The sequence below is a fragment of the Yinghuangia seranimata genome (assembly GCF_029953285.1).
GTDB lineage: Bacteria > Actinomycetota > Actinomycetes > Streptomycetales > Streptomycetaceae > Yinghuangia > Yinghuangia seranimata.
The window spans coordinates 105,553-126,278 of the sequence record NZ_JASAOI010000022.1; the positions used below are offsets into that span (position 1 = coordinate 105,553).

General features: G+C 72.3%; 14 protein-coding genes. 6 read left to right on the top strand and 8 right to left on the bottom strand.

The window, feature by feature from the left end:
- Positions 1 to 79: 79 nt before the first annotated feature.
- The 3 genes from rpsT to QI554_RS14965 form a co-directional block, all read right to left on the bottom strand.
- The gene (gene rpsT / locus QI554_RS14955) at positions 80 to 346 is read right to left on the bottom strand and encodes a 30S ribosomal protein S20 (RefSeq protein ID WP_281470186.1); all 267 of its coding nucleotides are present in this window, start codon (positions 344 to 346) and stop codon (positions 80 to 82) included.
- 159 nt (positions 347 to 505) lie between these two features.
- Positions 506 to 799, bottom strand: a complete 294-nt coding sequence (locus QI554_RS14960; RefSeq protein ID WP_281470188.1) for an antibiotic biosynthesis monooxygenase family protein — start codon at positions 797 to 799, stop codon at positions 506 to 508.
- 58 nt (positions 800 to 857) lie between these two features.
- Positions 858 to 1,793 carry a phosphotransferase family protein gene (locus QI554_RS14965; protein WP_281470190.1) on the bottom strand — a complete coding sequence of 312 codons (936 nt, stop codon included), beginning with the start codon at positions 1,791 to 1,793 and terminating at the stop codon, positions 858 to 860.
- Between the two features lie 281 nt (positions 1,794 to 2,074).
- On the opposite strand from QI554_RS14965, the gene lepA reads away from it, so the two are divergent.
- The gene (lepA, locus tag QI554_RS14970) at positions 2,075 to 3,934 is read left to right on the top strand and encodes a translation elongation factor 4 (RefSeq protein WP_281470192.1); all 1,860 of its coding nucleotides are present in this window, start codon (positions 2,075 to 2,077) and stop codon (positions 3,932 to 3,934) included.
- 100 nt (positions 3,935 to 4,034) lie between these two features.
- Here lepA and QI554_RS14975 read toward each other — a convergent pair whose 3' ends face one another.
- Entirely contained in the window at positions 4,035 to 4,547 is a 513-nt protein-coding gene (locus tag QI554_RS14975) for a C40 family peptidase (RefSeq protein ID WP_281470194.1), read from the bottom strand.
- 472 nt (positions 4,548 to 5,019) lie between these two features.
- Between QI554_RS14975 and QI554_RS14980 the strand changes: the two genes are divergently transcribed.
- On the top strand, positions 5,020 to 6,897 hold the full coding sequence (locus QI554_RS14980; RefSeq protein ID WP_281470196.1) for an AMP-dependent synthetase/ligase: 1,878 nt from the start codon (positions 5,020 to 5,022) through the stop codon (positions 6,895 to 6,897).
- A 104-nt stretch (positions 6,898 to 7,001) separates the two neighbouring features.
- Positions 7,002 to 8,240: a radical SAM family heme chaperone HemW gene (gene hemW, locus QI554_RS14985; RefSeq protein ID WP_281470198.1), complete on the top strand. Its 1,239-nt coding sequence runs from the start codon at positions 7,002 to 7,004 to the stop codon at positions 8,238 to 8,240.
- Between the two features lie 82 nt (positions 8,241 to 8,322).
- Here hemW and QI554_RS14990 read toward each other — a convergent pair whose 3' ends face one another.
- The 4 genes from QI554_RS14990 to QI554_RS15005 all read right to left on the bottom strand — a co-directional run bounded on the left by QI554_RS14990 (position 8,323) and on the right by QI554_RS15005 (position 17,291).
- Positions 8,323 to 10,299, bottom strand: a complete 1,977-nt coding sequence (locus QI554_RS14990) for a dynamin family protein (protein ID WP_281470199.1) — start codon at positions 10,297 to 10,299, stop codon at positions 8,323 to 8,325.
- Positions 10,300 to 10,390: 91 nt separating this feature from the next.
- Complete coding sequence (locus QI554_RS14995) at positions 10,391 to 12,982, bottom strand: dynamin family protein (protein ID WP_281470202.1); 2,592 nt, start codon at positions 12,980 to 12,982, stop codon at positions 10,391 to 10,393.
- Positions 12,983 to 13,275: 293 nt separating this feature from the next.
- On the bottom strand, positions 13,276 to 15,111 hold the full coding sequence (locus QI554_RS15000) for a hypothetical protein (RefSeq protein ID WP_281470203.1): 1,836 nt from the start codon (positions 15,109 to 15,111) through the stop codon (positions 13,276 to 13,278).
- Positions 15,108 to 17,291, bottom strand: coding sequence for a dynamin family protein (locus QI554_RS15005; protein ID WP_281470330.1), 2,184 nt, complete (start codon positions 17,289 to 17,291; stop codon positions 15,108 to 15,110). The genes QI554_RS15000 and QI554_RS15005 overlap by 4 nt, the downstream gene beginning before the upstream one ends.
- A 304-nt stretch (positions 17,292 to 17,595) precedes the next feature.
- Here QI554_RS15005 and QI554_RS15010 point away from each other — a divergent pair, with 304 nt between their 5' ends.
- From QI554_RS15010 to QI554_RS15020, 3 genes are all read left to right on the top strand, one after another.
- On the top strand, positions 17,596 to 18,426 hold the full coding sequence (locus QI554_RS15010) for a hypothetical protein (RefSeq protein WP_281470204.1): 831 nt from the start codon (positions 17,596 to 17,598) through the stop codon (positions 18,424 to 18,426).
- 98 nt (positions 18,427 to 18,524) lie between these two features.
- Positions 18,525 to 19,406 (top strand): hypothetical protein, encoded by an 882-nt coding sequence (locus QI554_RS15015; RefSeq protein WP_281470205.1) that lies wholly within the window; start codon positions 18,525 to 18,527, stop codon positions 19,404 to 19,406.
- Positions 19,407 to 19,968: 562 nt separating this feature from the next.
- On the top strand, positions 19,969 to 20,724 hold the full coding sequence (locus QI554_RS15020; protein ID WP_281470206.1) for a hypothetical protein: 756 nt from the start codon (positions 19,969 to 19,971) through the stop codon (positions 20,722 to 20,724).
- The last annotated feature ends 2 nt before the right edge of the window (positions 20,725 to 20,726 follow it).

Below are 20,726 nucleotides of genomic sequence, written 5' to 3' on the forward strand. Positions count from 1 at the left end.
GAAGGCGCCGCCCCCTTGCGGGGGCGGCGCCTTCGTCAGTTCCACTGACCGGCCGCCGCGGCGGCCGACCCGAGGTGGCTCAGCCCTGGAGGCCGGCGACCTTCTTGGCCAGCGCCGACTTCTTGTTGGCGGCCTGGTTCTTGTGGATGATGCCCTTGGTGACGGCCTTGTCGAGCTTGCGGCCGGCCTCGCGGCTCAGCTCGTTGGCCTTCGCGAGGTCACCGGCCTCGACGGCCTCGCGCGCCTTGCGCACAGCGGTCTTGAGCGACGACTTGACCGCCTTGTTGCGCTGGCGGGCCTTCTCGTTGGTCTTGATCCGCTTGATCTGGGACTTGATGTTAGCCACGGGTAAAAGCCTCGTCTTTTTGGACGTGTTGCGCTCACGTCGGGGAGAGGGCCCTCCGTGAACTGACGACTTGCGTGGCTGAGACAAGTGGCACACGCAGTGGGTCAGGCTAGCAGGGGCGGTCGGGGGTCCTCAAACCGGGCGATCCGCCCCGCCGGGTCACAGCGCGGTGGTGAAGTGCGTGACCTCGGGGAACGGCTCGTAGAAGTGGTGCAGCAGCGCCCGCCACTCCTGGTATTCGGGCGAGCCGCGGAAGCCCTCGGTGTGGTCCTCCAGGGTCTCCCATTGCACGAGCAGCAGGAACCGGGACGGGTGCTCGACACAGCGTTCGAGGCGCAGGTCGAGGAAGCCCTTCCGCGCCGCGATCAGCGGCCGGGCCTGGGCGAAGGCGGCCAGGAAGGCGTCCTCCCGGCCCGGCCCGACGTTCAGCAGGGCGTGTTCGAGCACGGTCATCTTCGCTTGTCTCCTCTACACAGGACACGAGTCACAGGGGGCAGGGAAAGCACATGAGTCACATGCGCGGGCGGAAGGGCCGGTCCAAGGCCGCCCGCAGCCACCGCAGGGCCTTGGCCGCCCGCGCGGCCTCGTAGGCGCGCAGGCCGGGGGCGTACGGAGGCGGTTCGAGGCGGGCGGCGTCGGTCCAGTGACCGGCCGCGCCCGCGAGGAAGGCCGTCAGGCCGGCACGCGGCAGGTCGTACCGCGCGCCGAACCATGCCGGGAGCTCCGGTACGTCGGGGTCGCGCAGGCAGAACAGGAGCGGGTCGACCCAGGCCGCGCCGACCGAGGGCCGCGTCCAGTCGACGGCGACCGCCTCGGGTCCGTCCGGTCCCCGCCGGACGAGCACGTTGCCGCCGTGCAGGTCGGTGTGCGCCGGCACGCCGCCCTCGCCCCAGCGCGGCCAGGCGGCCTCCAGCGTGCACAGCGTGTCGAGGTGCGAGCGCGCCCACGCGTCCAGCCGCGGCGGCGGGGCCTCCGCGATCCGTCGCCAGCCGGTGGTGAGGTGGCCGAGCGACACCATGACGGGCGGGATGCGGTGTGCCCACGCCGCGGGGTAGGGCGTCGCGGTCAAGCGGTCGCACAGCGTCAGGCAGGCGGCGAGGTCGGCGGGGTCGGCGAGCCGGGCGTCGTGTCCGTCGACGTCCTCGAAGAGCAGCAGGTACCAGCCGGCGGCGGTGAGCTCGCCGAGCAGCGCCGGCGCGGGCGGGCCCGGCGTCCAGTCGGCGAGGCGGCGGCCGAACCACGCCTCGACCTCGTACTGCGCGACGACGGGGTGGTCGACGGGGCAGCCTTTGACGAAGACCGTGCGGCCGTCGGTGAGCACGGCGCGGGCCGCGACGCCGCCGCTGAAGCCGCCCGGCCGGGTGGTCGCGGACGCGACCGGAGCGCCCAGTCGGTCTGTGAGGGCGGCATACACCTCGGCCGGGAGAGACCGGAAGTCGACGCGCATGGGACGATGATGGTCTACACGGTTGCGGTCGCCGGTGACGCGGTCGGTCCGAGCTCGTCGCGAGCGCGGTTCCGGCGGCGGTTCCGGCCCCGAGCGCGGCCGCGTGCCGAGCCCGACCGAGCACCGTCCAGCCACACCGGTAACACCCGTAAGACCCGTAGGACCCGTAGGACCCGAGTCACACCGCAAGCCCGAGCAAGTAGCCCCACCCAGCGAGCCTCATCAGCAGTCCGCTGGTCCGTCCGTCCCCTCACTCCACGATCGAGAACCTGGAAGCCTGCGTGCCCGCGACCCCCGTGAACGTGCCGGAGCCCAGCCGTACCGACCCGGCGCTGATCCGCAACTTCTGCATCATCGCCCACATCGACCACGGCAAGTCCACGCTCGCCGACCGGATGCTCCAGATCACCGGTGTGGTCGAGGCGCGGCAGATGCGCGCGCAGTACCTCGACCGCATGGACATCGAGCGTGAGCGCGGCATCACCATCAAGTCGCAGGCGGTGCGGCTGCCGTGGACCGCCGAGGACGGCCGGACGCACATCCTCAACATGATCGACACGCCGGGCCACGTCGACTTCACGTACGAGGTGTCCCGTTCGCTGGCGGCGTGCGAGGGCGCGATCCTGCTGGTCGACGCCGCGCAGGGCATCGAGGCGCAGACGCTTGCGAACCTGTACCTGGCGCTGGAGAACGACCTCCAGATCATCCCGGTGCTGAACAAGATCGACCTGCCGGCGGCGCAGCCGGAGAAGTACGCCGAGGAGCTCGCGCACATCATCGGCTGCGAGCCGTCCGACGTGCTGCGGGTGTCGGGCAAGACCGGCGAGGGCGTCGCGGAGCTGCTGAACGAGTGCGTGCGCCTGGTGCCGGCGCCGATCGGTGTGAAGGACGCGCCGGCCCGCGCGATGATCTTCGACTCGGTGTACGACTCGTACCGCGGTGTCGTCACCTACGTGCGTGTCGTCGACGGCCAGCTGACCAAGCGCGAGCGCATCCAGATGATGTCGACGGGCGCGACGCACGAGCTGCTCGAGATCGGCGTCATCTCGCCGGAGCCGAAGCCGGCCGACGGCCTGGGTGTCGGCGAGGTGGGCTACATCATCACCGGTGTGAAGGACGTCCGGCAGTCCCGCGTCGGCGACACCATCACGTCGATGCACAAGGGCGCGACGGAGGCGCTGGGCGGCTACAAGGACCCGCGTCCGATGGTGTTCTCCGGCCTTTATCCGCTGGACGGTTCGGACTACCCCGAGCTGCGCGACGCGCTGGAGAAGCTCCAGCTCAACGACGCGGCGCTGGTGTGGGAGCCGGAGACGTCGGTGGCGCTGGGCTTCGGCTTCCGCTGCGGCTTCCTGGGGCTCCTCCACCTGGAGATCATTCGCGAACGCCTGGAGCGCGAGTTCGGGCTCGAGCTGATCTCGACCGCGCCGAGCGTGGTGTACCGCGTCGTGATGGAGGACGGCACCGAGCACACGGTGACCAACCCGAGCGAGTTCCCCGGCGGCAAGATCGCCGAGGTGCACGAGCCGGTGGTGCGTTCCACGATCCTCGCGCCCAGCGAGTACGTCGGCGCGATCATGGAACTGTGCCAGTCGCGCCGCGGCAGCCTGCTGGGCATGGACTACCTGTCCGAGGACCGCGTCGAGCTGCGCTACACGCTGCCGCTCGCCGAGATCGTGTTCGACTTCTTCGACCAGCTGAAGTCGAAGACGCGCGGCTACGCGTCGCTGGACTACGAGCCCACCGGCGAGCAGATGTCCGACCTGGTCAAGGTCGACATCCTGCTCCAGGGCGAGGCGGTGGACGCGTTCAGCGCGATCGTCCACAAGGACAAGGCCTACAACTACGGCGTCGAGATGACGAAGAAGCTGCGCGAGCTGATCCCGCGGCAGCAGTTCGAGGTGCCGATCCAGGCGGCGATCGGCGCGCGGGTCATCGCGCGCGAGAACATCCGGGCGATCCGCAAGGACGTTCTCGCCAAGTGCTACGGCGGCGACATCTCCCGCAAGCGCAAGCTGCTCGAGAAGCAGAAGGAAGGCAAGAAGCGCATGAAGATGGTCGGCCGGGTCGAGGTGCCGCAGGAGGCGTTCATCGCCGCCCTGTCCACCGACTCGGACGGCGGCGGGGACAAGAAGAAGTAGTCCCCGGCGACTTCGCGGCGCCGAACGGCGAAGAGGCGGCCTCCCCAAAGGAAGGGGGAGGCCGCCTCCGTCGTTCCCGGGTTCGGACGTCAGCCGGGCGTCAGGTCACCCGTCCCGCGACGACGCTCCTGCCCATCGCCCAGTCCATCCGCTCCAGGCGGACGGTCTTTCCGGGGCGCGGCGAGTGCCACACCATGCCGTTGCCGGCGTAGATGCCGACGTGCGTGATGGCGCCGCCCTTGCGGGTGAAGACCAGGTCGCCGGGCCGCAGTCGGCCCAGCGGGATCTTCCGGGACGCGGCGTACTGCTGTGATGTGGTGCGCGGCAGACTCCTGCCGGCCTTCGCGAAGACGTACCTGGTGTAGCCGGAGCAGTCGAACCCGCTCGGCCCGTTGCCGCCGTAGCGGTACGGCGTCCCCTTGAGGGACGCCGCGACGGACAGGACGTCCGCGGCCGACGGCGACGCTTTGGCGGTGACCGGCGCGCGGCGCGCGGCGGGCGCGGCCTCGGCGGTGGCGACCGACGAGACCGCCATGACAGCGGCGACGGCGGTCGCGGTGACCCCGACCCGGGTCAGGACGCGTCGGGGCGTGCGTATATGGCTTGAGGACATGCGTGGGTTTCTCCCGTACGCCTGCTGATGCGCGCTCGGGGGCGGGGCAGGCTGCCGTGACCGGCCCTGGGCCTGCCGGGAGGGACGCCCCGAACGCACGCTCCCGCCCTGGGGGTTGGTGTCGCGCGGCCGGAGGGCGGGACCAGGCGTTCCGGTGCGAGGGTTCGGTCCGGGGGTCCTTGCGGCTTCCGGACGGCGATGAGGTTAACCATGAACGTCCGGATTAGTCCCATAAGTTGCTTATAGCGGAGATGCGGAATCCTGATGGCTGCCGCCGCCGGCGTTCCGGCCCCGCCGCGACCCGGCGTCCGCCCCGCCTTCGCCCGCTTTCGTTGCCCGGCCACAGAAATCGTTCCGGCGCCCGCGGCTACTACCGCGTAGACCTCCGGCGGACTACGTTGACGGATCATCAATTGGCGTGAGGTACAGCACTCCACCACGCATCACCCCATTCGGGGTCTCGGAGGCCGACGTGAGTGATTCAGCTGCCGCGATCGAGAACCGCCCCGCGTCCATAGCCGTCGACTTCCTCGCCCGTGTGACGGCGACCCCCGACGGCGAGGCGTACCGTTTCCCCTCGCCCACGCCCGACGGCGGCGAGGAGTGGAAGTCGCTCACCTGGGCCGACACGGAGGCCCGCGTCAAAGGCATCGCCGCCGGCCTGCACAGCCTGGGCGTCGAGCCCACCGACCGGGTCGGCATCGTGTCCGAGACCCGCGTCGAGTGGGTCCTCGCCGACCTCGGCATCGTGTGCGCCGGCGCCGCGACCACCACCGTCTACCCGTCCACCAACGCCGACGAGGCCGCCTACATCCTCGAGGACTCCGGCAGCACCATCGTCTTCGTCGAGAACGCCGCGCAGGCCGCCAAGCTGCGCGGTGAACGCGAACGACTGAGCGCGGTGCGCCGCCTCGTGGTGTTCGACGCCGCATCCGGCGGAACCGCCGCGTCCGAGGACACCGCCGCCGACGACGACTGGGTCATGACGCTCGAGGACCTGGAGGCGGCCGGCCGCGGGGTCCTGGAGAAGGACCCCGAGCTCGTCGAACGGCTCGTCGCCGCGATCGACCGCGACCAGCTCGCCACCCTCATCTACACATCCGGAACGACGGGCCGCCCCAAGGGCGTCCGCCTCACCCACGACTGCTGGGCCTACCAGGCCGCCGCGCAGTCCGAGCTCGCCATCAGCGACGGCAACGACCTGCAGTACCTGTGGCTGCCGCTCGCGCACTGCTACGGCAAGGTGATGATCTCCGGGCAGCTGCGCATCGGCTACCCGACCGCCGTCGACGGCCGCATCCCCAGGCTCGTGGCCAACCTGCCGATCGTGAAGCCGACGTTCATGGCCGCCGCGCCGCGCGTGTTCGAGAAGGTCTACAACACGGTGCACACGCGCGCGAAGGAAGGCGGCGGCGCCAAGTACGCGATCTTCACGTGGTCGGTCGGCGTCGGCCGCAAGCGCGTCCGCCTCCTGCGCGCCGGCAAGCAGCCCGGGCTGCTGCTCACCGTGCAGAACGCGGTCGCCGACAAGCTCGTCTTCGGCAAGCTGCGCGACCTGTTCGGCGGCCGCCTCAAGGGCTGCATCTCCGGGAGCGCCGCGCTGTCCGACGACGTCGCCGAGTTCTTCGAGGCGGTCGGCATCCCGATCCTCCAGGGCTACGGCCTGACCGAGGCGAGCGCCGGCAGCACCGTCAACCGCCTCGGCGACAACCACATCGGCACCGTCGGCCTCGCGCTGCCGGGCACCGAGATCAAGATCGCCGAGGACGGCGAGGTGCTGCTGCGCGGCCCGTCCGTCATGTCCGGCTACCACAACAACCCCGAGGCGACCGCCGAGGTCCTCGAGCCCGACGGCTGGCTGCACACCGGCGACATCGGCGAGATCGACGGGCACGGATCGCTGCGCATCACCGACCGCAAGAAGGACCTCATCAAGACGTCCGGCGGCAAGTACGTCGCGCCGTCCGACATCGAGGGCCGCTTCAAGGGCCTGTGCCCGTACGTCAGCAACATCCTCGTCCTGGGCAACAACCGCAACTTCTGCACCGCGCTCATCACCCTCGACGCCGACGCGCTCGCCGGCTGGGCCGCCGGCAACGGCCTCGGCGACCTGGCCTACCCCGAGCTCGTCGCGGCGCCCCAGGTCAGGACGCTGATCGAGGGCTACGTCGAGCAGCTCAACACCGATCTACAGCGCTGGCAGACCATCAAAAAGTTCGAGGTCCTCCCGCGCGACCTGAGCGTCGAGACCGGCGAGCTGACGCCGAGCCTCAAGGTCAAGCGGGTCGTCGTGGAGCGCACCTACTCCGGGCTCATAGACGGCATGTACGAGGGCACGCTCGTCACCTGACACCCCGCCGCGGCCGCGCGGCGCCAGGACAACGTGCGACGAGGCGGGCGGGGAGCCGCGCAGCGGTTTTGGGCCCCGCCCGCCTCGTCGTGGACACTGGGCGCATGCCCTCCGCTCTTCCCGACGGCCTGCCCGCGCCCCTCGACGGCTCCCTGCCCGCGTCCGCCGTGGCCGAGGGCCTGCCCGCGGACGGCCGCCCGGGGCGGCCCTTCGGGTTCTACGTCCACGTGCCGTACTGCGCGTCACGCTGCGGCTACTGCGACTTCAACACCTACACCGCGGCCGAACTGGGCGGCGGCGCGTCCCAGGCCGGGTACGCCGACGACGCCGTCGCGGAGATCCGCCTCGCGCGGCGCGTCCTCGGCGACGCCGACCGCCCCGTCGAGACGGTGTTCTTCGGCGGCGGCACCCCCACGCTGCTGCCCGCCGCCGACCTCGGCCGGATGCTGGCCGCCATCCGCGACGAGTTCGGCCTGGCCCCCGGCGCCGAGGTCACCACCGAGGCCAACCCCGAGTCCGTCGACCCCGCGTACCTCGCGGAGCTGCGCGAGGCCGGCTTCACCCGGCTGTCCTTCGGCATGCAGAGCGCCCGCACGCACGTGCTCCAGGTGCTCGACCGGCACCACACCCCGGGCCGCGCCCAGGAGTGCGTCGCCGAAGCCCGCGCCGCCGGGTTCGAGCACATCAACCTCGACCTGATCTACGGAACGCCCGGCGAGACCGACGCGGACTGGCAGGCCTCGCTCGACGCGGTGCTGGCCGCGGAGCCCGACCACGTCTCCGCGTACGCGCTGATCATCGAGGACGGCACGCGCATCGCGACCCGCATCCGGCGCGGCGAGCTCCCGGCGCCCGACGACGACGTGCTCGCCGACCGCTACCTCATGGCAGACGAGGCCCTGACCGCCGGCGGTCTCGGCTGGTACGAGGTCAGCAACTGGGCCGCCGACGGCGCCGCGCGCTGCCGGCACAACGAGCTGTACTGGACCGGCGCCGACTGGTGGGGCGCCGGCCCCGGCGCGCACAGCCACGTCGGCGGCGTGCGCTGGTGGAACGTCAAGCACCCGAAGGCCTACGCGGAACGCCTGCGCGCCGCCGAGTCCCCGGCCCACGGCCGCGAGCTGCTCGGCGACGAGGACCGCCGCGTCGAGCGCATCCTGCTCGAACTGCGCCTGAAGGACGGCTGCCCGCTCTCGCTGCTCAAGGAACAGGGCCTGGCCGCCGCCGAACACGCCGTCGCCGAGGGCCTCCTGGATCCGGCGAAGTTCGCCGACCGCCACGCGGTGCTGACGCTGAAGGGCCGCCTGCTGGCCGACGCGGTGGTCCGCGACCTCGTCGACTGAGCCGCGCGAAGCGGGCGTGAACAGGCCCGGGCAGACCCCGAAGGGCCTGCCCGGTCGCAACCCGAAGGTGTCCCGCGAGGACCTAGATCGCCACGTCCATGATCAGGTCGGCGAGCTGCTCGTCGATGCGGTTCAGCTCCCCGGCGTAACGCCGCAGGTCGGCGCCGGTCTTCTTGGCGTCCTCCTCGCCCTGCTCCTTGGTCTGGAGCGCCTGGCCGACCTCGTCGCGGATGGACTTGATCTCGGCGTCCAGGCCCTGGGCGATGGCGTCGCGCATCGTGCGGAGCTGCTTGGTGACCTCGTCGCCCAGGTTCGTGACGTCCTGCTCGACGCGGCCGCGCAGTTCCTCGACGACGGTCTCGGCGACCTGCTCCTTCATCCGCTGGTTGGCCTTGTTCAGCTGCAGCGCGCCGCGGAACAGGTTGCCGCCCAGCAGCATCGCGAAGATCGCCACCGGGCCCAGGCCGACGAAGACCGCGATCGCGCCGACGGCGATCTGCGGGAGCAGCGTCGTGAGCATCGTGCGGAGGCTGAACTTGCCGCCCGTGAGCGCGGTGCCCGGGTCGAGCACGAACGAGACGGCGTCGGCGAGCAGGCGCTCCAGCGGCGCGGCCTTCTCGTTGACCTTCATGATCTGCGTCTCGGCCTCGTCGCGGGTCAGCGAGGCGCGGATCTCGTCGATGCGCGTGACGAACTGCTTCACGTCGTCGTCGATGGACCGCTCCAGGTCCTCGACGCGGCGCTGCAGCAGCGGCTTGAGCTCCTTCTCCTGCCACTCGGCGAACGCGACCTGGATGCGCCCCGACAGGTGGTCGGAGATCTCCTTGACCGCGGCCTCCATCTTCTCGCGCGCCTTGAACGGGTTGGCGCCGAGCGTGTTCTGCGGGTCGTACTCGCGGGCCCAGCCGGGGACCTGGCCGATCACGCGGTTCATGAACCGGCGTCCGGCGTCCTCGACCTCGCCGCGGGTCTCCCGCAGGTGGCCTTCCATCTGCGCGACGATGACGCGCCGGTTCTGCTCGAGGCGGGTCAGCGGGACCTGCACGCGCTCGTAGGTGGCGCGCAGGTCGTCGACGTTCTGCGTGAGCAGGGCCTCGCGCCGGTCGATCTGCTCGCGGGCCTCGATCAGTAGGTACTTGAGCTCGCGCGCCGGGGAGAGGATCTTGGCGCGGCCGCGCTCGCGGGTGAGGAACTCCTCCAGCGCGCGCTCCAGTTCCACCATGCCGGACTCGCCGACGAGCGCCGGGTCGTCCTTGCGGCGGCCGTTGAGCGCGGCGCGCGCGTTGACGAAGAACACCCGGTCGGGGCGGGACACGTAGGGGCCGAGGCGCTTGCGGATCTCCCGCTTGACGTCCTCGCGCTCCTCGTCCTCCACCAGGTTGATCTTGTTGCCGACGTAGAAGACGTCCTCGTGGCCGCGCGCCTTGACGTGCACGTCGAGGAACAGCTGCTCGCTGCGCGACATCGCGGCCTGGCAGTCCACCACGAACACCAGCACGTCGGCCTGTTCGAGGTACTGCAGGGTGACGCGCTCACGCTCGGGCGCCTCGTTGAGCCCGGGGGAGTCGACCACCACGACGCCGTTGCGGCACAGTTCCAGCGGCCAGCGCACGACCGCCCGCTGGTACGGGTTGGGCGTGTTGTCGTCGTCGGCCCCGATGGTGACGTAGTCGACGATCTCCTCGACCTTGATCGGGATCGGGTCCCCGGCGCTGCCGTCCGGCTCCAGCGGGTAAATGAGGGCCGAGCGTTCGTCGGCCCACATCACCTCGTTGATGATCGCGGTGCACGGCCGCGCGAAGGACGGCAGCACCTTGTCGCCCAGCATCGCGTTGATGACCGTGCTCTTGCCGCGCTTGAACTCGCCGACGATCATCACCTTGAACGCCTCGGACGCGGCGCGGGTCCGCACCGAGGCGAGCTTCTTGACGCCGCTGCCGATGGAGAGCCCGGAGATGATCGGCGTGAGCCGGTCGATGAGCTCCACCAGGGTCTCCTGGCGGGCCCGCCACGCGCTGTATCCGCCGCCGGTGCCCTGCGGCATGCGATTGCCTTCCACTGCTCTCCCTCCCTCCGCGGCGCCCGCCGGACCGCTGCCGCGGTCCGGTCCCCGTGCGTGCGGACCTGCGGATCATACGGTCATAGGACGGTCAGCGGGCGCCCGCGGTCTCCCCGTCGATCAATGCGCTGACCCCGGTGATCAATTCCTGGGTGCGGTTGAACAGTTCCGGCCAGTTCGGCCCGTCCGTGCCCGCCTTGTTCAGCGCCGCGAGCCGGTCCTGGCGCCACGCCTTCTGGCCCCGCACCGCCTCGTCCATGACCCCGGCGTACAGCGTGTACAGCCGCTCGGAGACCTGCTCGGAGAACCCGGACAGCACCTGCTCCACCGCCGGCTCCAGCGCCTTCGCGGCCGCCGCGCGCTGCCCGTCGGTCAGCGACCCCGACTTCACCTCGCCCAGCACCATGCCGCCGACCGACGCCGCCATGCCCGCGCCCATCGGCATCGACAGACCGCCGGTGAGCGGGATCAGCAGCATGCCGAGCACCGCGATACCGCTCGGGCCGATGCGCCACGCCAGCTTGCGGCTCTTGAGGTCCTTCAGACCCAGGTCCTCGGCCTCGTTCAGCTCGAAGTCGGTCGACAACTGCTCGGCCTTGTCGACCTTGAGCTGGGTGCCCTTGCCGAAGTGCCGCTTCATCTGCGCGTCGAGCCACTGCAGGTCGGCCTGCACGCTGGAGTGCAGCTGGCCCTCGTACTTCTTGGCCATGCCGGTGAGTTCGCGGCGCAGCCGGAACGGCAGGTCGCGCTCCCACCACGTCTTCGGGTCGGGGGTGCGCTCCATCTCGTAGCTCAGCACCCCCATCAGCTCCTCCTGCGAGGTCGCCAGGTGCTCGCGGAACTTCTCGGCGGTGGTGCTGCGGCGTTTCTGCAGCTCGACGCGGACCTTGCCCCACTCGGCGGTCATGTTGTCGATCTGGACCTCGGCCTCCTCGGCCGCGCGCCGCTTGTCCTCCTCGCTGAGCGCGCTGTCCGCGACACCGCCGCGGGCCAGTTCGCCCATCTCCTCGAGCAGCGCCAGCAGCTGGCCCGCGGTCTGCCGGGCGCGCATCGCGCGGCGCCCGCCCGACTGCGCGTACTCCTCGAGTCGCGCGCGCACCGCGGCGATCGGCGCGGAGTCCTCGCGGTGCGGGCCCGCGAGCACCTCCAGCACCGGCGAGATGCGCCGCACCCGGCCGCCGAGGTAGTCGACGATGTCCTCGCGCTCGTCCTCGTCGACGGTGTCCAGCTTGGAGACGACCACCGTGATCCGCGGCACGTGCCGGGCGATGACCTCCTCCTCCAGGAACGAGGTCTCCGAGATGCCCAGCGGCGCGCTCGCCGACACCACCATGAACACCGCGTCGCTCGCGGCGACGGTACGCCGGACCAGGTCCTGCGCCTTGTCGTCGTCGGTGTCGCCGGCCAGCCCCGCGTTGACGCCCGGCGTGTCGACGATCTCGACGTCCAGACGCGCCAGTTCCGGGTCCTCGACGAGCACCCGCACGCCGACGAGCGCGTCGTCGCCGGTGGCCGCCGCAGCCGCCTCGACGGCGTCCCACGACGACGCCAGCGCCGGCCGCGGCTCGCTGCGCCCGTCCGCGAACTGCAGCTCCAGGCGGGCCTCCGGGCCGGGCGCGACGACCACCGGCACGCGCGTGTGCCGGCCCTCGGGGACCACCTTCGCCCCGAGCAGCCGGTTCACCAGCGACGACTTGCCGCGCCCGAACTCGCCGATGACCGCGATGCGGAAGCCCGGGCGGCGCATCCGCGTGCGCAGCCGGTCGATCTCCGTGCTCACCTGGGACAGGCCGAAGCGGTCGGCCAGCTCCTGAGCCTCGGCGATCGGCGTACTGAGCGCGGCACCCGACGACTTCACCAGGCCCGGCGATCCGGCGGAGCCGACCGCCTGCCCGGTGCGCGCCGCGGGTGCCGCGGCGACGGCCCGCTGGGGTGGAACGCCCGCCGAGGACGGACCGGTGGCACGCGCGGGCGGGGCCCCCGCCCCCCGAGGCGCGGCACCGGCCGGGGCCGCCTGCGTCGCAGCGGGACGCTGCGGCGCGGTCCTCGACGGGCCGGGTAGACCTGCGGAGCCGGCGTCGGCGGACCCGGCCGCCGAACGCGAACGCGCCTCGCGGCCCGCGCCGTTCGGCGCCACCTGCAGCCACGCCCGGGTGCTCGGCACCAGCACGTGGTAGATCGGGTACGCGGCGCGCGGCAGCACCTGCGCATACGCGCGGGTGAGCAGCTTCAGGTCGCGCTCGACCGGCTCGGACACGAACCGGGTCAGCGTCTGGAAGAACCGCGCGCGGGCGGCCAGCGCCTCGGCCTGCATGGACAGGTTCCACGCCGACTCGTGCCCGGCGCCCTTGGCGAGCATCGCGGCGACGTCGGCGTTGTCGGCGAGCGCGACGTGCGAAAGCACCTTCTGCGAAGGCCACTCCCACGAGACGGCGCCCCACGCGGGGGAGACGTCGATGACGGGCGCCTGCGGGGTGCGGCGGCCCACGGCGACGAGCGCGGTCAGCGTCCAGGCGCCGTCCACCCGCTCGGGCACCGGCGGCAGGGCGATCGACCCGCCCTTGAGCCAGCCCCTCAGTTCGGCGCTGCGGTGGATGCCGCCGAGCAGGCCGGCCACACCCGCCTGACGGCGCGGCTGGGACTGGGCGACGCGGGCGTTGACGGCCTCACGGTCGATGGTCACGGAGGTGTTCCTCTCCCAATTAAGTCTGGTTGGAGCGAATACGGGCGGGTGCGGTCGGCGCGCGTCGGGGGACGCTGGGGGGCGTGCCGCGCGGTACGGGGACGTGCGCGGACGTGGGGGCGGAGCGCCGGGCCGCACGGCCCGGTCGGCGGCGTGGGGGGGGGGCGCGGCGGCGCCCGCGGCCCCCCCCGCCCCCGCGCCGCCCCGCCCCCCCCCCCCCCCCCCCCCCCCCCCCCCCCCCACGACCGCCTGGAGCCGGCCCCGGGCGTCCCCGGCGCGAGCCCCTAGGTGCGTCAGCTGCCGGCGGCGGCCGGAGCGTGCGCGATCACGGTCTGGTTGCCGCTGTCGGCCCACGCGTTGGTGAAGTCCTCGAGCGCGATGGCCTGGGTCTGACCCTCGGGCCAGCTCGGGTCGTTCACGATGACGTACGCGGAACCGTCGGGCTGCACGTCGACGCCGGTCACCCACACGGTGTTCATCAGCGGCGGGTTCTGCTCGATCGGCTGGCCGGTCACCGCGTCGTGCAGCGCGTCGCCGGTCTCGTTGGTGTCGACGACCGCGATGACCTGGTCGCCGTGGTCCAGCGCGTTGATGATCGTGTCGACGTTCGCGTCGTACACCGTCGTGGTCTCGATGCCGTGCATCTCCAGCAGGCCGCCCACGTCGGTGTTGAGCATGCCGCCCTGCGCCTGGTCCCACAGGCCGCCGGCCTGGGCCTGCTGCAGGAACGCCTGCTCGTTGTACGGCTCGCCGGTCATCGCCTCGACGATGCCGCCCTCGACGGCGAGCGGCGCGTGCGCCGGGTCCTCGACACCGTGGAAGAACTGCGCGGCGTGCGCCGGGTCGCCCGAGCCGTCGAAGTCGGCCAGGGCCCACTCGGGCGAGTAGTGCGAGATCTCGAACGAGTTGTACGGCGCGTCGGCGGCCGGGTCGTGGCCGTCGTAGTGCGGCTCGACCGGCAGGTGCGAGTCGTGCGTGTCGTGCGTCGGCGCGGGGGCCTCGTGCGTGTCGTGGGCCGGAGCCGGGGCCTCGTGCGGCTCGGGCGCGACGACCGGCGCCGCCTCGTGCGTGTCGGGCGAGTCGTCGACCGGGGCGTAGGTGTCGGCGTCCGCGCTGCCGTCGTAGGAAATGTCGGCCGGGTCGCCGGAGTACACGTCGCCGTCGATCGTGACGTCCACGTCGATGTAGATCGAGTACGCGTCGTACGAGGCGTCGCCGAAGCAGCCGTCGTAGACGTCGAAGTCACCGCCGTACGGGCCCTGCTCGTACGGGTTGTAGTTCGGGTCGCCGTACGGGTCGTAGCCGGGGTCGTAGCCGTCCGTCGCGAACGGGTCCTCGTACGGGTACTCGGTCGGCATCTGCTCGGGGTCGTAGCCCTCGTAGCCGTTGTGCGGGGCCGGGCCGTCGTGCGGGGCGTGACCGTCGTGCGGGACCGGCTCGGCGTACGGATCGTCCGACACGTCGGTCGGGCCGTCGTAGACGTGGCCGTTCTCGGCGTAGTAGTGGTCGTAGCTCGGGTCGGACGGGTCCAGGCCCACGTTCGGGTCGTTCGGGTCGTGCCCGGCGGCCTGCGCGTCCGTCTGGTCCTGGAGGTCCTGCTGCGCACCCGGGTCGGTGTTGTCGTACGGGTCGCCGTACGGGTCGTCGGTGCCGGGCTCGACGACGTCCAGCGGCGTGCCGTCCGGGTTCAGGCCGTGCGCGGCGGCGTCGTCGACCTGGTCCTGGATCCACGGGTCGGTGTGGCTCGGGTTGGTCGCCCACTCGGGCGGCTCGACCGGCGAGCCGTCCGGGTTGAGGTCGCCCTGCGCCTCCGAGTCGGCCGGGTTGTACACCGAGGAGTCGTCCAGCGCGGGCCCGGAGATGTCGCCGTCGAGGCTGGCGGCCGGGTCGTCCAGCGCCGGGCCGGAGATGTCGCCGTCGAGGTTCGCGGCCGGGTCGCTCGGCTGGAAGTCGGAGCCGGGCGGGACGTCGTCGCTGAAGTCGATCTGGTCCAGGTCGCCGCCGATCGAACCGGTCTCCCAGAGCTGGTCGTTGCCGGGCTCGTCGCCGAACGAGTGGTCCATCGACGTGTCGTCGTAGCCACCGCTGTCGAGACCGTCGTAGGCGTCGTCGTGGTAGTGCTCGGTCATATTCGGGAACCCCCCCGAGTAGTGAGGCGTTCGCGCTGGGCGTTCACCGTCGCGCGCCGCCTTTCCGTTTGCCTGCTCGCGTCCTGCAGCAGGGTCCTGCGCGCCGCGAGGATGGCCTCGCTGCGGTGGTGCTCGGCCACCAGCTCGGCGACCGTCCGCTCGTACGTGGCCCGGTACTGCTCCACGTGCGCCCGCACCGTCTCCGCGTAGTGCTCGGTCGCGGTCTCGATGGCCTCGCCGATCTGCCGGGCCAGCCCGGTCGCGACCGTCTGGAGAGTCTGATGCATTTCGGCCCGCGCGTGGTTCCGCAGCGCGTGCATGTCCGTGGTCGCCAGCGAGTCGGCGATCCGGGCCGCGAACCCCCCGAGACCACCGCGTGTTTGGGCGTCCGGAGGCGGGGGAGGCGCGACCGGCGGTTGAGGCGGATATGCGGGGGGTCTGTCCGGAATAGGTGGCCGGAATTGCCCTGATCCGCCCGGCGGTTGGGGTGGCGGCAGGGTCGGCTTCGCGGGCACCCCGGGGGGCTGGGGAGGCCCGCTCGGCTGAGGCGGGGAGGCGAACCATTGGTCGACTCCGGAGCCGATCGGTCCTGATCTTGTTGCCTGGCGGCGAACCGCCCGTAGCTGTTGTGTGACACCCGAGACGTTGGACTCGTACGCCTGAAGGGCGTTCTTCGCCAACTGCTGCCCGGACACCACGGTGATCTTGGGCCGGGCGAGGCGCACCGCCTCCTGGTCGAGCTTGGCGTACTCGGCCTCGAACGCCGTCTCGACGACGCCCTCGGCCTCGCGCGCGCCGTCGGCCAGCGCCGAGGTCACGGCCTTCTGCACGACGTCGCCGATCCGCGGCAGGTCGCGCCGGATCAGGTCGGGCACGTCGGAGCGGATGACCCGGCGTACCGCGTCGGGATGCGGCGCGGCGTCGATCGCGTCGTCGATCGCGCGGTGGATGTACTGCTGCCACTGCGCGGCCATCGCGCCCACCGCGCGCCGGGCGTTCTCCGCGCCCGCGTCGACCAGCAGGCCGGCGCGGACGCCGAGCCGGGACGCGAAGCCGGCGAGGTCGGAGATGCGCGCCGCCCCGAGCTCGGCCTCCTCGGTGTCCAGCCGCCGTTGCGCGTCGGCCAGTTCCGTGCCCAGCTCGCCGAGCACGTCCTCCAGCAGCCGCAGCAGGTGGTCGGACACCGCGATGATGCGCTGGCGCTGCATGGCGTCCCGCAGCCGGGCGAGGAACGCGGGGAACGCGTCGGCCCAGTACTCCTGTTCCGGTCCGCGCAGCGGCCGCCCGGTGGCGCGGCGCAGCACCGCGTCGGCGGCGACGCCCTCGACGACGACGTCGTCGACGCCGAGCATCCGCGCGTAGCGGCGGCGCACGTGGTTGAGCAGGTCGTCGTGCTCGTCGTCCTCGACGTGGTCCATCTTCGTGACCAGGAAGACGCAGCGGCGCAGCAGCGCGGGGTCGAGCGCGTCGGTCAGGAAGTCGGTCAGCGACGTGGACGCGGGCGACGCCGACGGGCTGAGCACGGCGGCCAGGTCGGCCTCTTCGCGCATCACCTCGGTGGTGATGTCGGTGTGCCCGACCTCGGCGTTGGTGCCGGGGGTGTCGATGATCACCAGGCCGTCGCGCAGCGGCGTGGCCGGGTGCCGCACCTCGAGGTAGGCGAGGTGCGGCGCGATGCGCTCGTCGGCGGTCAGCAGCGACAGGATGCCGGCGGTGTCGTCAGGCACGCGCAGGTACGGCGCGAGGTGCAGGAGCATGCGCCCGAGCGGGCTCGCGGCGCCCGCGGTGCGGCCGGCGGGGTAGATGTAGCGGATCCCGTCGTTGCGGAACCGGACTTCGAGCGTGAACTCGGGTCCGTGCGTGATCCGGGTCGCGGCGGCGGTGGTGCGCAGCGCCGAGGTGGGGAGCAGGTCCTCGCCGAGCAGCGCGTTGATGAAGGTGCTTTTTCCGGCCGAGAACTCGCCGATGACCGCGAGGTAGTAGCGGTCGTCGTTGAGGCGTTGTTCGACGGCCTGGACGCGTTTGGTGAGCTCGGCGAGCCGGTCGCGGTCGGCGACGGTGCGGCGGACCAGGCGCAGCGCGAAGTCGAGGTGATCGGACACCTCGGTGAGCGCTTCGATCGTGTCGAGGCGTTCGTCGCGCCCGACCTCGGACCGGGATCCGTCCGGCCCATGAGACATTCCCACGTGCATGGCTCCCCCCAGAGGGGGTCAGTCTGTCGAGTGCGAGTTACCCGCGTCAACGTGGGCGTCACGACGGGCGCGAGCCGTATCCAGGCGGCCGAAAAGCCACGGAGGAGTGCGGGTGCGGATCAAGGTACGGCCAAGCGCCGGCCAAGTCCGAGCCACAGGGGTCGACACCCGGACCGCAGCCAAATCCCCTCGCTACGATCACGCGGTTGAACATCTTGCGACCACTTCCGACCGATTCGGGTCGGAATCGATGCAGATGTCGTCCCCCCACTGAACGAAGGACCACGAACCGATGCGCTCTGCCCGCATGCGGCTGGCCGGTGCCGCCGTCGTCCCCCTCCTGCTCCTCGGCACCGCCTGCAAGTTCGGCTCCGACGACAAGAGCGACAAGAAGGACAGCACCGCCCAGAACGCCGGCGCGTCCGCCCCCGCCCAGGCCCCGGCCTCCAGCGCGCCCGCCCCCGCCGCGTCCCCGTCCGACACCGCGAAGGCCCCGGCCGGCAAGGCCCTCGACGCCGCGAAGCTCAAGACCACACTGCTCACCGCGAAGGACCTCCCGGCCGGCTGGTCGGTCGCCCCCGCGGCCAACGGCGGAACGCAGCCGGCGAAGATCACGCCGCCGGTCTGCCAGCCGATCTACGACCTGCTCTCCGGCGACGGCAAGCGCAACCCCGTCGCCCAGGCCACCGAGACCATGAAGGGCCCCGGCGACACCGGCGTCTACACGGTCCAGCTCGCCGAATTCGCGCCCGGCACCGCCCAGGAACTCCTGGACAAGGCCGCCGCGGTCGCCGACAACTCGACCAGCACGCCCTGCCTGGACTTCTCCGCGAAGGACGCCAAGGGCGTGGTCACGCTGTTCGAGCTGAACGTCACCACCGACAAGGTCGGCAAGCTCGGCGACGGCACCCTCAGCCTGCTGCTGACCTACGGCGACGAGAAGTCCATGAAGAACCCCTCCGAGGCCAACCCCAGCGGCATCCTGACCATCGTGCGCAGCGGCAACGCGCTCGTCGGCATCAGCGGCGTCGGCGACCCGACGACGGGCAACTTCCCCAAGGACCTGCCCAACACGATCCTCAAGACGCAGGTCGACAAGGTGGCCACGGCCCGCAAGGGCTGACCCGACGGGCGGGGCCGCGTCGTCGTACGCGATGATGCGGCCCCGACTGCGTTGTTTCGTAGTTGTCCCGCAACGGACATCCGACGAGAGGAGCCGCGGTGCCCGCCCCTTCCGCGCCGCTGCGCCGCCTCGCCGCGAGCGCGGCCGCCGTCGCGGTGGCCGCCGCCGGAGCCGCCGGATGCCGGGCCGAGGCCGTGCGCGATCCGCTGGGCGCGGCGCTCGTGACCGCGAAGGACCTGCCCGACGGGTGGACGCCGACCACCAAGCTCCCCGACGACCGGACCGGCCCCGCGTCCCGCCCCGAATGCCAGCCGGTCGCCGACCTCGTCCAAGGCGGCGGCGACCGAATACGCCCCGGCGCCACGGCCCGCACCGGCCTCGTCTCCCAACTCGCCCCGGCGGGCACCTTCGCGATCACCCTCCGCTCCTACGAACGCGGCGCCGCCGAAGCCCTCCTCACCGCGGGCCGCACGGCACTCCCAACCTGCGAAACGTTCGAAGTCCGCGACCCGAGCGGCGACGCCGACTACCGCCAGACCCTGACCCCCGCCCCAGGCCTCGGCGACGAAGCCCTCCACGGAACGGTCACCACCCGCCGCCGCGGCGCCGAACGCACCGTCACGTACACGATCGTCCGCATCGGCGACGTGGTGGCCCAGTTCATGTCGTCCGACCCGAGCGCCTACGCCCCGGTCACGATCCCGGACGCGATAGTCCGCACCGCACTCGCCAAACTCCCCCCGCACGGCCGCCCGTCACCCCCGACGAGCACCCCCGCCGCCCCGACGGACACCAGGCCCGCGACGACCGCCCCTGCCGCCCCGACGGACACCAAGTCCCCGACGGCACCCGAGGGTTCCCCGCCGCCCGCGGCCAACCCGCCCGCGGCCCCGAGCGCTCCGACCGCCCCGGCGACACCGCCCCCGGACCCGGGGACGCCCCCAGCCCCGCCGACGACTGCCCCGACCCCGGCGGGATAACCGCGACAGACGGAACGAGGCGGCCAGCGCACAGGCACCGCTCCGTGCGGACCGGTGCGGGCCGCTGCGGTAGTCAGAGCCTCGCGTGCGCGCACATCGCCGCCCGACTCGCCGGCGGCTGAGGGGCCCCGCCGACCGCGGCCGAAGCGACCGCGGAACCGAGCGCGTTGCCCACACCGACGACCACGGACACCCCAACCACCCCGGCGGCGTGGCCCCGGCAGGATCCCCGGACAGCAGCGGGTCCTCTGCGGCGGTCAGAGCCTCGCACCCACATCGGCGCCCAACCCGTACTCGGTCGCACTTGGAGGACAGCGGGCTCTGACGGCCGTCCTGGCAACGCGGCGGAGCGAGCGCAGCGAGTGAGGGGGTGCTTAGGCCGAAGGAGGGGTCGGAGGGCCTGGTGCGGCCTCGTCGCGGCTCTGCTCGCGGAGGGGTCTCGTCGGGCTGGTGGGCTCGTCGGAGGGGTGGGGGCGGTGGGGGCTCGGGTGCGGGCGTGGGGGTTTGTGCGCGATGATGCCTAACTTGCCGCCGACCGCACCGTCCGTCGAGGGACCGTTTCATGCGCACCACCTCCCGTCGCCTGCTCGCCTCCGCCGCACTCCCGACGCTGGTCGTCGTGGCCGCGTGTGCCGCCGGCGGGGGGAAGGGCGGGGGGACCGTGCCGGTCGCTGCGAGTGCGCCTGCGCCGGCGTCCGCTCCGTCGGTGGTGGGTGCTCCCGGTCAGGCGGCCGAGGCGGGGGCCTCGTTGGCGCCCGAGGCGTTGCCCGGGGTGCGGCTGGTGCAGGCGGATCTGCCGCCCGGGTGGTCGATCGGGGAGAAGGCCACCGACGACGACACCGGCCGGACCGAGCGGCCCGAGTGCCAGCCGTTCGCTGACCTGATGACCGGGTCCGGCGCGGGGGTCGCCCCGACGGGGTACGGCGCGGTCGGCCTGGTCGCCGACGGCAAGGAGGACGCGCTGTTCTCCATCAGCATGCGCACCTACCGCCCCGGCGACGCGCCCGCGCTGTTCGACGCCGCCAGGGCCGCGCTGGCCGCGTGCCCAGACTTCCGCGCGCGCGACGCGCAGGGCGTCACCACCGGCTACGCCGTGGCCATGCAGGACGCGCCCGACCTCGGCGACCAGGCGCTGCGCGGCACGATCGCGGTCAGCCTGCGCGGCAACACCTTCACCCTCCCGTCCACCTTCGTGCGCTCCGGGAACGTCGTCGTGCAGTTCAGCGCCTTCGACCCCGGAGGCCCGGAGCCCGCCGCCGTGCCCGACGCGATCGTGCGCGCCCAGCTCGCCAAGCTCGCCGCCGCCGAGCGCGGCTAGCC

Excerpts from the sequence above, each read along its gene's own strand:
- QI554_RS14965 (WP_281470190.1), bottom strand. The coding sequence starts at position 1,793 with ATGCGCGTCGACTTCCGGTCTCTCCCGGCCGAGGTGTATGCCGCCCTC.
- QI554_RS15005 (WP_281470330.1), bottom strand. The coding sequence starts at position 17,291 with ATGTCTCATGGGCCGGACGGATCCCGGTCCGAGGTCGGGCGCGACGAA.
- QI554_RS15020 (WP_281470206.1), top strand. The coding sequence starts at position 19,969 with ATGCGCACCACCTCCCGTCGCCTGCTCGCCTCCGCCGCACTCCCGACG.
- QI554_RS14975 (WP_281470194.1), bottom strand. The coding sequence starts at position 4,547 with ATGTCCTCAAGCCATATACGCACGCCCCGACGCGTCCTGACCCGGGTC.
- QI554_RS14960 (WP_281470188.1), bottom strand. The coding sequence starts at position 799 with ATGACCGTGCTCGAACACGCCCTGCTGAACGTCGGGCCGGGCCGGGAG.
- hemW (WP_281470198.1), top strand. The coding sequence starts at position 7,002 with ATGCCCTCCGCTCTTCCCGACGGCCTGCCCGCGCCCCTCGACGGCTCC.
- QI554_RS15010 (WP_281470204.1), top strand. The coding sequence starts at position 17,596 with ATGCGCTCTGCCCGCATGCGGCTGGCCGGTGCCGCCGTCGTCCCCCTC.
- QI554_RS15000 (WP_281470203.1), bottom strand. The coding sequence starts at position 15,111 with ATGACCGAGCACTACCACGACGACGCCTACGACGGTCTCGACAGCGGT.